The organism is Metabacillus herbersteinensis (genome assembly GCF_042433335.1).
In the GTDB taxonomy this organism is placed as follows: domain Bacteria; phylum Bacillota; class Bacilli; order Bacillales; family Bacillaceae; genus Metabacillus; species Metabacillus herbersteinensis.
In genome coordinates, this window is the sequence record NZ_JBHLVO010000026.1 from 60,311 (window position 1) to 72,337 (window position 12,027).

Below are 12,027 nucleotides of genomic sequence, written 5' to 3' on the forward strand. Positions count from 1 at the left end.
AAAAAAGCAGACCTTTGAATCTAACAAGGTCTGCCTTTCTCTTAATATTTTAGAATCTGTTCTATCTCTTTAACTTCTAAGTCTTCCGCTATCTCCACTGCTGTTAAGCCTTCATCATTTGCGAGTGCTTTTTCTGCTCCCGCTTCAAGCAGTTTTTCAACAAACTGAGCATCTTCCATATACACAGCTCGAATTAATGCGGTATCACCATAGCTATCGTTTATATTTACATCTGCTCCGTGTTTTAACAGCAAATCCAGTAAGTCGATCATACCGTTATCAACAATCGTTAACAGTATCGTTTCTTCCTCGTTCGTTTTGAGGTTAGGATCTCCGCCATTTTCAAGCAACAGTCTAACCATGTTCTCATTAACCGTTGGAGCAAGTTCGTCTTCCTCTTCATAACCATACTCTTCATAATCATATAGATTCCACATAACTGCAAAATGCAAGGCAGTCCATCCATCTGCATCTTGTGCATTTACATCAGCACCAGCTTCTATTAGTTGTTGCGCTTTTTCTATATCGCCTTCTGACGCAGCTAGCATTAGTTGAGTCGTATCCTTTGATCCGAGAGAAAAATCACTGTATAAGGTTGTGCTTTGAAAAGCTTGAAATGCAAAAAATGAACCCACCGTAACAAGTACAAACAGGAACACTATGGTCGCAAGCACTAATCTTACTTTATTCGAGGTCCTAAAGTTTATATTGTAAGATTGTCCAAACTGTTCTTCTAAATGGTTTATTCTTTTTGGAAGAAATGGATGGGTAGAGAATTTTTCCCCTATCCATGCAAACACATTTTGTTCTTTGCTAGCCTCAAGTAAATATTCCTTTACATCAACCTGATGATACAAGCTCTTTCCAATTGCTAAAACCGTTAATGCTTGCTTTGAAGCCTCGAGGTTTTTTGTATAATATGCTGCCATCGAATCACATGTATATTCACATGCTCTTGAATAAGCTTGACTCAAAAATGGAATCCAGTTACCAGGTAAAATTAATAAATTCTTTAAAATATGATTTTGTTTTATGTGTGCGAGTTCGTGTGCAATAACAAATTGGAGCTCCCCCTTTGCCTCTAATACAAAAAGATCAGCAATTTCGGAATACAAGACAATCATATTTCGACGAAAGAACTTTGTTGCAAACGCATTGAGAAGTCCTTCCGATTGAATGATGTACACGTCTGGTACTACTTGAATTCCCATTTTTTCACTTACTTCAGTAACCATCTGGTGCATTTCTGGAAATTGAGTTTTAGTGACTTTAACACCATTTGTACGAATCGTGGCCAGTGAAGTAAAAAATGCCACTAAGGGTAAGGCAACTAATAAAAATAAAAGTATGATGCCAATACCAGAAAGAAGTAAAAGGAAATAAAGCGGAAGACTAAAAAGAATGAGTAGCGCAAAGTAGACTCGTTCTTTGCGATAAATAAGATTTGGCATAGCGCCCTCCTGTTAAATAAAATTTCACAAGCTGATACATATTTTAAACCAATAATAAGAATTGAAAAAGAGTTTTTTTCGCAATCCTTTAAAAATACAAATTGTTTGTTAAAGGTCTGTTATGAACCTTAGGCTTTTCCTAGTCATATAGTGTCATGCGACCTAAAAAAGGAGGGCGAACCGTGAACGAAAACTACATTTCATCTTTAATGAGTTGGGCTGATTTACTTTTACAAAATTATCAAGCACTTTCTGCAGAGGATGGTTCAGACTTTAAACGAGAACTACTTCAGTTTAAAAATGATATGAACGACAAAGGTACAAGTCACTCAGATACAATTCTTTATGAGCGTGCAAATTCTTTGTATTCTCAATTCGAGCTACTTACAAATCAGAATCACATCGTTGATGAAAACATTGAAAGAGTTATGATCGAAGATACTGTCCCAGTTGGAGAGCACACTTTACCTCCCCTTCCCTATTCTTACAACGCTTTAGAACCAACAATAAGCCGTGAAATCATGCAACTTCATCATGATAAACACCATGCTAGTTATGTGAAAGGCTTGAACAAAGCTGAAAAAGAAATGAAAAAGGCCAGAGAACGTAATGACTATGACTTAATCAAACACTGGGAAAGAGAAGCAGCCTTTCATGGAGCAGGCCATTATTTGCATACGATCTTCTGGACGATCATGAGCCCTAACGGTGGAGGAAAACCATCAGGAAAGCTTGCAAAAGAAATCAACTCTTCATTTGGTAGCTATGATAAGTTTAAAAAGCACTTCTCAGAGTCTGCCAAAAATGTTGAAGCTGTCGGCTGGGCGCTTTTAGTTTGGTCACCTCGGTCCCATCGACTAGAAATCCTTCAAGCTGAAAAGCACCAAAACCTAAGCCAATGGGATGTTATCCCGCTTCTCGTGCTAGATGTTTGGGAGCATGCTTATTATCTTCAATATAAAAACGAACGCGAAAAATATGTAGACAACTGGTGGAAGCTTGTTAACTGGCCAGAAGTGGAAAAGAGATATGCAGAGGCTTCGAAGCTTAAGTGGCAGCCTTACTAAGACCAAAGCTGTAAATAAAAAAAGCGCAAGCGCCTTGGTCAGCCCCGACAAGCATAAGGCGATTCTAAATAGAAGGCGGTCTTTGCCTTCAATTTAGAATTGACTTATGACCTCGAGGGGCTAGGCGCTGGAGCTGGATTCAAAAACGCAGACTTAGTATCCAATTTTTCACTTTCTTATATGTCATAAAAGAGAGGCAGAACAGTGTCCGCCTCTCTCATTTTTTATTTCAAAAATTCTAGAAAACCTAGTACATCTAAGAAAACAAGAATGATTGCAACTGGGGCAACATATTTTAATAGAATAAACCATATAGTAAAAAGCTTTTTCCCAATCGAAGACCCTTGTGTTAATTCATCCATTAATTGTTGTTTTGATAGCTTTAAAGGGACAAAAATTGAAATAAGCAACGCTCCTAAAGGCATTAAAATGTTACTAACTAAAAAATCAGATGCATCAAAAATAGATAGGTTAAAAATAGTCACTTCACTTAGGACGCCAAACGAAAGTGCTGCAGGAATTCCGCAGATGAAAATGACGATGGTAATAATCCAAGAGTACATACTTTTCTTTTTTGAATCCCCTTTTGCAAGAGGTGCAACAATTAGCTCTAGCATAGAAAAAGCGGATGTAAGAGTTGCAAAAAGGAATAGTACTAAAAACGCAATTAAGAATAAAATTCCGAATGGCATTTGATTGAAAACAGTTGGTAACACATTAAATAACAACACCGGACCAGCATCTGGCTTTAAACCAAAAGAAAATACTGCTGGGAAGATTGCTAAACCTGCTAATAGAGCTACAATTAAATTCAAAATAACAATTGCAAGCGCTGATTGTGGCAGATTTTCTTTTTTCGATAAATACGAACTATACGTAACCATTACAGACACCCCAACACTAAGAGCAAAAAATGATTGACCCATCGCAAACAAGATAGCTTCTGATGTTACTTTCGAAAAATCAGGATAAAGAAAGAATTCTATTCCTTCCATAGCTCCATCTAAGGTTACAGATCGAATAATGAGAAAGAGAAAAATTAAAAACAAAGCGGGCATCATAATTTTACTCGCCTTTTCTATCCCATTTGAAACCCCTTTTGCCACAATAAATGCAGTAATAAGCAAAAAGATTAACTGTGAAGCTAGAACGAGAAACGGATTCGTAATGGTTTGTCCAAACAATTCCCCATATTGAACTTCTGTTAATCCAGTGAGTCCGCCTGTTAAACCAATACCTATATAGATTAATATCCAACCACCTACAACACTATAAAACGTCAGTAAGATAAAGCATGTAACAACACCCAATCTTCCGACAAAACGCCAGCCTGTGTTTGGAGCAATTTGCTTATAAGATTGAATGGCATCCTTTTGTGTACTTCGGCCAATTATAAACTCGCCTATCAGCAGTGGTAATCCAACTAACACAGTAAATAAAATAAAGATTAAGAAAAATACTCCCCCACCACTTGTACCAGCAACATAGGGAAACTTCCAAATCGCTCCTAAACCTATCGCCGATCCCGCTGCAGCTAAAATAAATGATAGCTTTGATGACCATTGATCAACATTATTCTTCATACTTCACCTCGTAAGTCTTCCTAATAAAAATAGTTATAATTTCTAAAGCTTTTGATGATCTAAACCTGTTGAACAAATTTTGAAAATATAAAGTCTATTGTAACAAAAAAAAAGGGAGAAGGTAAAGAATAGTTTTATTAGTTAACATAATAATATTATGCAATACCTAATAAATGCTCTTTTTTAGGACGTACTTGCCTAAATAAAAAAACAGAATGATCGCATTAAAGGATCATTCTGCCTTCTTTTTTTATATCATCCTTCTAATAATAAGGATTCTGGATCTTCTAGTAGTTCTTTTACAGTTGCTAGGAAACTTACCGCTTCTTTTCCATCAACAATTCGATGGTCATAAGATAATGCGATATACATCATAGGACGATTTTCCATACGTTCTGCATCAATCGCAACTGGACGGAGTTGAATCTTATGCATACCTAGAATACCAACTTGCGGTCCGTTTAAGATTGGAGTCGATAACAATGAGCCAAATACTCCACCATTCGTAATCGTAAACGTTCCACCCTGTAAATCTTTTAATGCTAATTTGTTATCGCGTGCTTTAAGAGCTAAATCTAATATTTCTCCCTCAATTGCAGCAAAATTCAATCTGTCTGCATCGCGAACAACTGGTACAACGAGACCTTCTGGTGCTGAAACGGCGATCCCGATATCATAGAATTTCTTTTTAACGATTTCATTACCTTGAATTTCTGCATTTAGTAATGGATATTGTTTAAGCGCTGCAACGACTGCTTTAGTGAAAAATGACATAAAACCAAGACGAACATCATGTTGCTCAAAGAATTTGTCTTTACGACGCTTTCTTACATCCATCACGTTTGTCATATCAACTTCGTTAAATGTTGTTAACATCGCAGCTGTTTGTTGTACTTCTACTAGACGATTCGCAATTGTTGTACGACGGCGAGTCATTTTTAAGCGTTCGACAGGTTTACCTGGTTGTTCAACCTGTGTTGATTGTAGCTTTTGAGTTGTTGGAGCAGTTGCCGGTTTAGCTGGTGTTTGTTGCTGAGTACTTTTCGGCTCATTATATGCTTCAACATCATGTTTTCTTAGTCGGCCTAATGGGTCAACTGTTGGAACTTGCTGAAGATCAATTCCACGTTCTCTCGCAAGTTTTCGTGCAGCTGGAGATGCGATTGGACGTTGTTGTTTTTTTCCTTCTTCATTTGTCGCGGAAACTGTTTCTTGTACTTGAGTTGGAGCTGGTGTTGATTCCTGAGCTTTGACTTCTTCTTTAGGAGTTTCCTCTACTTTAGAAGTAGCTTGTCCACCTTCGTCAATGACCCCAATAACCTCTCCTACTTGAACCGTGTCACCTGATTCTTTGAGCAACTCTTTAATAACTCCTGAAAACTCAGCAATTAGTTCAACGTTTACTTTGTCCGTTTCAAGTTCTACTAAATATTCACCTTTTTCAACCGCATCACCAGGTTGTTTTAGCCATTGCGCAATTGTTCCTTCAGAAATCGATTCTGCTAATTCAGGTACTATAATTTCAGCCATGTTAGTTCCCCCTAGGTCGGCGTGTTAGAGCAACATTTACCAACTTTATTAAAATACTTATTGATAAAATCATCTTAGGTGCTGCTCTCACATTGCCTATTATCGTAATTTATCTTATGCTTAAGATTAAGTTATTCCATGTTAAAGCATCTGTAACAATACGCTCTTGATCTTTTTTATGAATATTCGGATCACCTTCTGCAGGACTTTGTCTTCTTTGTCTACCGATATAATTAACAGAAACACCCTCCGGAGCTACTTCCCGCAGATTTGATTCAATAAACGTCCATGCACCCATGTTTTTTGGTTCCTCTTGAACCCAAGTCAATTCTTCAAGTGAAGAGTACTTTTGAAGAATGGTCTCAATGTCCTTTTTAGGAAACGGATAGATTTCTTCAACTCTAAGGATGTGAACCAAATCTTTATCGATCTCTATTGTTTTTAGCTTGTCTGTTAAATCAATTGCAATCTTACCGCTACATAATACGATTCTTTTAACTTTGCTCACATTCTCACCAAGTCCTGATTGTTCAATGACAGAATGGAACTTGCCTTCACTTAATTCTGTAATGTCTGAAACGGTTTGTGCATTACGCAGTAGACTCTTTGGTGTCATGATTACAAGTGGCCTTACTTCTTCTCGATTTAAAATTGAAGCTTGACGTCTTAATATATGGAAATACTGCGCTGCACTTGTAAGGTTTGCCACCGTCCAGTTGTTTTCAGCAGCAAGCTGTAGATAACGTTCCAGTCTTCCACTCGAATGCTCTGGACCTTGTCCTTCATAACCGTGTGGTAGCAGCATAACTAGACCCGATTTCTGACCCCATTTCGCACGACCTGCAGCGATAAATTGATCAAAAAACACTTGTGCAGCATTTGCAAAATCACCGTATTGTGCTTCCCAAATAACAAGTGTTTCAGGTGCAAAAACATTATAGCCATATTCAAATCCGATAACGGATCCTTCTGACAACGGACTATTGTGCACAGCAAATGAAGCTTTTGCATTTGGAAGTGTGTGAAGAGGTGAATAAAACTCTCCAGTTTCACTATCATGCAGAACAATGTGACGTTGCGCGAATGTACCACGCTGTGAGTCTTGCCCGGTCATGCGAATTGGTGTTCCATCTTCTAATATTGATGCAAATGCAAGAGTCTCAGCAAGTGCCCACTCTGCTTTGCCTTCATTTGAGAACGCTTTCGCTCTGCGTTCAAGTATTTTTTGTAATTTTGTAAAGACATTAAAATTAGTCGGCCATTTAATTAAAGATTGATTTAAATCAAGCAACTGAGAATGTGCAATAGCAGTTTTAATATCTGGTAGTCCGTTTAATATAGTTTCTGGCAACTGGATATCATGCACTTCTGCAACACGCTTTGATGGAACTTTTTGATAAGCTGTTTCAAGTTTTTGTTGAACATCATTCTCAATTTTTTCGGCAATTTCTGGTGTTAAAACGCCTTTATTTTCCAGCTGTTTTGCATATAAAACTTTAGCCGTAGGATGTTTGCGTACTTTTTCATAAAGTTTCGGCTGAGTTGTCGCTGGTTCATCCATTTCATTATGACCAAATCTTCGATAGCCAATAAGATCGATTAAGAAATCTCGGTTAAATCGTTTACGATATTCAGTCGCAATAAATACAGCAGCCAAGCAGGCTTCTGGATCATCTGCATTCACATGTACAATTGGAATTTCATATCCCTTTGCTAAATCACTAGCATATTTAGTAGAACGTGAATCCCGACTTTCAGTTGTGAAACCTATCATATTATTAGCAATTATGTGTATTGTTCCACCAGTTTGATAGCCCGTTAAACTGTTTAAATTCAGTGTTTCAGCAACAATTCCTTCCCCTGGAAAGGCTGCGTCTCCATGAATTAAAATAGCCATCGAAGCATTTACATCTTGCTTAGGATAACCCGTTGCTGTCCGTACTTCTTGTGCTGCTCGTGTATACCCAACAACAATTGGATCAACAAACTCTAAATGACTTGGATTGTTTGCAAGAGTCAGTTTAGCCCGAACTGTATTCTCATCTTTAATTTGTAGGTTAGCACCTAAATGATACTTTACATCACCGCTCCAACCGTAGTTGATTCCAACTGATCCTTCGGAAGGGACAAGTTCTTTATTAGGAGCATGCTGAAACTCAGAGAATATTATTTCATAGGGTTTACCAAGAACATGCGCCAAAACATTTAACCGTCCACGGTGAGCCATACCAATATTAATTGATTTTGTTCCACCTTGTACTGCACCAGCGATTAATTCATCTAAAATAGGGACTAACATATCTAAGCCTTCAATTGAAAAACGCTTTTGACCAACAAACGTGCGATGAAGGAATTGTTCAAATCCTTCTACTTCTGTTAATCGTTTCAAAATTGAAAGACGTTTATCTGTAGTGAGAGTTTTAAAAATCTCTCCTGATTCGACTACTTGTTTTAACCATGTTTTTTCTTCATAGTTATGCACATGACTAAATTCAAAGGAAATTGACTTTTTATAAACATCTTTTAAATATTCATAGGCATCTAAGCCATTTTTTACATCTTCTGGGGCATCTTGACATAATAATTCAACAGGTATTTCTAATAAGTCTTCTTTAGTTAAATCATACTCTTCTAAACGAAGAAATTCATTTTTTTCAGTTGCATCTTCAAACGGATAAATAGAAGCATTTAAGTGACCATACGTACGAATATTGTTTGCGAGTTTAACCGCTTCAGCAACTTTTTTCATCTTAACAGCATTTACAGGAATGTTTGTTTCACTTGGAAGACTGCTTTTGCCTTCATTTACGTCTTGAGCAGGAGAGCCCGACTCATCAAAAATTGTTCTTAAATCTTTATCAACGGAATTTGGATCTTCTTTGTAAAGATCATACATTTCCATGACATACCCTAGGTTAGGACCATGAAAGTCTTCCCAAGGAAAGTTTCTTTTTGTTGTACCTTCTGACATCTAAAATTACCCCCAACTATTCTTAATAGTCAGAAACCGTCTGATTTCTGAAAATAGAAAGGATACTATCGTGAAATATTATCCAGTGTTACAAGTATAGTAGTCTGATATTAAAACGCTTCCATGACTATTTTAACACTGACATCAACACATTCCAAGCTGATAACTGAAAATATTCAAAAAAATTTTATGAATTTTATTCAATAAACTTGTTAATTGATGTCTAAATTATTAGAATTATCAAATAAATATATAATTTTATCTTATCTTCATTTTCGACTATAACCTTCATTTAAAGAAAAATATTTAGTATATTAGTGTAATTAAATCGTTTTAAGAAGTAGCTTTTTTAGTAACGGAAAAAGCTGTTCAGGTAATTCTTCTATTTTGTGAACGAGAATACTATATTTTCCGTATATATTTTGAATCATTTTTTGCTGACCTTCATCAATTTCCCCGTTTGCTAGGAACACGTTGATAACCTCAATTCCCCGCTTTCTTGCTTCTATAACTGCTTCATGTGTGTCAATAATGCCATTCTTTTCATAACCCATTGCAGCTGGCTCTCCATCGGAAAATACAAGAAGAAATTTTTGTTTTTCGTAACGAGTTGAAAGCTGCTTTGTCATATGTCGGATCGCATACCCATCTCGGTTGTCTTCTTCTGGTTGTAATTGCATGATTTCTGGACCTGTTTGTCTTTTCAAGGAATCTTCAAATGGGACAACGGTATAAAAATGGTTTGGTTGCTTTGTCGCAGTTGCATCACTAGTGTCTTCCCAAAAACCGACAACTTGATGTTGAACCCGAACTGATTTAAGTGCTTCATGAAAAAGTGTGATTCCTAGTTTGGTTTGATTCATCTTATCAAACATTGATGCAGAACAGTCGACTAGCAAGGTAAAAACAGCGTCAATCTCAGGTGAAGGCTGCTCTTTTTTGTAAAATAGTCTCGAGTTTTCATCTGTAAAGAGTCGTATTAGTTTTTTATTAAGTCTTCCTATATGTAAATCAGTCCGTGGCTGTGTTTTTTTGTGTTCAAGTGTTTTCTGGATCATTTGTTTAAGCTTTTTTTGATAGACGACGATTCCATCTTTATTTGTTTTGTAGCTTTCTATGTCTAAAACGGTTGGAGCTATGGGCTTTTGAAATACGGGATAAGCGAATTTGTTTTCCTTGCCAAAAGAGTATTGCCCATTCTTGTCATTATCTTCACGGTTGTTTTCCAAAGCTTCCATTTTGGAATAGTCGTTACCCGCTGCTTTTTTTGAGGCTCCCTGAACAGTTCCTAGTGCTTGATCACCGTCTTCCCCCTCACGAGCAGCGTCTCCCTTAATGTTTGTTTTCGTGCCTTGCTCAAGATCAAATTGAAGAAAACTTTTTGTAGGTTTACTTGTTTCTCGATGCCAAGTTGGTAACTTGTCTTCATGAACATCTTTTTCTTCATTTTTGTCTTGTATCAATACATCATTGTTTTTCAATTTTGATTTTCTTTTCATTTCGTCGAAAAGAGAGCCTAGTTTAACTTCATCATAGTTTAAATCAGGGAGAAAAAAGTACGTATTTAACATGTCTTTTTCAACTAGATCTTCTAGAACTTCAACAATTGTTAAAACAATTGTCATGATTTCCCTTGTATCCTTTGCATCAAAAACTTTTGCTATTTCTGAGGATAGGTATGGGAGTGCAAGCTGAATACTTTCATGAGAAAATGTTATTTCTTCAAGTGGCGTATCTGCAGTTAACTTTAAATAAAGTGTGTTAAAAAGTGCATCTGTGTATATGCTTCGTTCACTGTTAATCGTTCGTTGACTTTGAAAATGTCTACGATACATGACCCTGCGTTTTTCAAATACTTTCCTAGTTCCTGGCCTTTCTTTTTTGCATATTTCTTCAAGCCGTAAATCCTCGCAAAGGATGAATAACTGTTTTGCAAAGCTTGATAATTTGTTGGAACTTATTTTAGTCAAAAAATGAGTCATTTCCTCATAATGTGTATGAAAATAGTTACCGATACTTCTGAGGAAAAGATCACTTTTTAAACCACTAACCATATCAGTATGATCTCGATGGTCCCAGAAATGACTTACAAATATTTTTTGATCTAGTGGATTTAAATAAGAATGAACAGAATATTCTAGCTCAGTATCTGCTCTTTTCGTTAATACTTTTGCAAGATCTGATAGTTCCATAAATAAAAAGGAGTCAACTTGCTGATCATTAAATTTAATAAATCTCAAATGAAATCCCTCATTCAAATAAAGTTTCAGCTAAGTTTCGAATTGCAGCCTTTTCTCTTTCGTCCTCGAGCTTTTCGACAATAGCTCGTTCAATTGCACGTAGCGGAGGTAAATATTTAGCGAGATCACATGTATCAATAAGTGCGCGAATCGAAGCGGCTTCCTCCGAGACTTGTCCATTGTGTACGAGTAAAATAAGGTCTGCGGAGAGCTTAGTGAATTTATCTAGCGCTGTTACATCCGTTAATTTAGATTGACTGGCTAACACTTCTTTTAACTGTTTCCCTTGAATGTATGGAACATCAATTACAACAAATCGATTTTTTAATGCTTCATTTAATGGTACCGTTCCGACATAACCCTCATTGATCGCAGCAATTACACCAAATTGATGGTTGGCCTTCACCACTTCACCAGTAAATGGGTTAGTAATCATCTTTCGATAGTCTAATACTCCATTTAGAATAGGTAGAGTTTCTGGTTTTGCCATATTAATTTCATCGATATAGAGAAAATGCCCGTGGTTCATTGCATTAATAACAGGTCCTGCAACAAATTCAATGTTTGTTTGACCCTCATGATTGTTGATTGTTTTAAATCCGAGTAAAGCTTCGGCATCTAAATCAACTGAACAGTTTATACTGTGCATTGGTTGCAAAAATAGAGCGGATAACGTTTCAGCTAATTTTGTTTTCCCAGAGCCTGTAGGACCTTTTAGTAAAATGTTTTTCCCCAGTGATAATGCTACGATTGCGTCTGTAAGAAGGTACTCTTCTGATGGTATATACCCTGTTTTTCCAATTAAATAATTATGTTCATCACTAGGTTGTTTAACAAATCGTTCTTCTACTAATTTCTTTATTTCATTAGGTAGTTGTAAAGTATCGAAATCAATCATGTTGGTATGTTCCTACTTTCTATGCAATACTTTTTTCAGCTCAACTTAATCTAGGTTGAGTATACTAGAAAGAGTAGTGGGGTTCAAAGAGAAACGATTTCTAAAGGATTTAAAAAAGTCCGACTCAAGAGGAGTCGGACTTTTCAGTTTGTAGACAAAAGGAGTTCGGAATGCTCTCATTCCGAACTCCTTTTGATTTTTTTATTGGATTTGAAGCAATTATAGAGAATAGTAGACCTCTCCGAGATCATCATTTAGGCCATTTTTGGACCTTGCCAAGTCCAGTT

Annotated in this window: 7 protein-coding genes; 1 reads left to right on the forward strand and 6 read right to left on the reverse strand. The window is 36.6% G+C overall.

Annotated elements, in window-relative coordinates; all coding sequences use genetic code 11:
* Positions 1-41: 41 nt before the first annotated feature.
* Positions 42-1,451 carry a M48 family metallopeptidase gene (locus tag ACFFIX_RS21330; protein WP_378937671.1) on the reverse strand — a complete coding sequence of 470 codons (1,410 nt, stop codon included), beginning with the start codon at positions 1,449-1,451 and terminating at the stop codon, positions 42-44.
* Between the two features lie 182 nt (positions 1,452-1,633).
* Between ACFFIX_RS21330 and ACFFIX_RS21335 the strand changes: the two genes are divergently transcribed.
* Positions 1,634-2,518, forward strand: a complete 885-nt coding sequence (locus tag ACFFIX_RS21335; protein WP_378937673.1) for a superoxide dismutase — start codon at positions 1,634-1,636, stop codon at positions 2,516-2,518.
* 224 nt (positions 2,519-2,742) lie between these two features.
* Here ACFFIX_RS21335 and ACFFIX_RS21340 read toward each other — a convergent pair whose 3' ends face one another.
* The 5 genes from ACFFIX_RS21340 to ACFFIX_RS21360 all read right to left on the reverse strand — a co-directional run bounded on the left by ACFFIX_RS21340 (position 2,743) and on the right by ACFFIX_RS21360 (position 11,740).
* A complete protein-coding gene (locus ACFFIX_RS21340) occupies positions 2,743-4,101 on the reverse strand; it encodes a sodium-dependent transporter (protein ID WP_378937675.1) in 1,359 nt (452 codons plus the stop codon).
* 255 nt (positions 4,102-4,356) lie between these two features.
* Positions 4,357-5,631: a 2-oxoglutarate dehydrogenase complex dihydrolipoyllysine-residue succinyltransferase gene (odhB, locus tag ACFFIX_RS21345; protein WP_378937677.1), complete on the reverse strand. Its 1,275-nt coding sequence runs from the start codon at positions 5,629-5,631 to the stop codon at positions 4,357-4,359.
* 109 nt (positions 5,632-5,740) lie between these two features.
* Positions 5,741-8,602, reverse strand: a complete 2,862-nt coding sequence (gene sucA, locus ACFFIX_RS21350) for a 2-oxoglutarate dehydrogenase E1 component (protein WP_378937679.1) — start codon at positions 8,600-8,602, stop codon at positions 5,741-5,743.
* 323 nt (positions 8,603-8,925) lie between these two features.
* Complete coding sequence (locus tag ACFFIX_RS21355) at positions 8,926-10,842, reverse strand: vWA domain-containing protein (RefSeq protein ID WP_378937681.1); 1,917 nt, start codon at positions 10,840-10,842, stop codon at positions 8,926-8,928.
* Positions 10,843-10,852: 10 nt separating this feature from the next.
* On the reverse strand, positions 10,853-11,740 hold the full coding sequence (locus tag ACFFIX_RS21360) for an AAA family ATPase (RefSeq protein WP_378937683.1): 888 nt from the start codon (positions 11,738-11,740) through the stop codon (positions 10,853-10,855).
* Positions 11,741-12,027 lie beyond the last annotated feature (287 nt).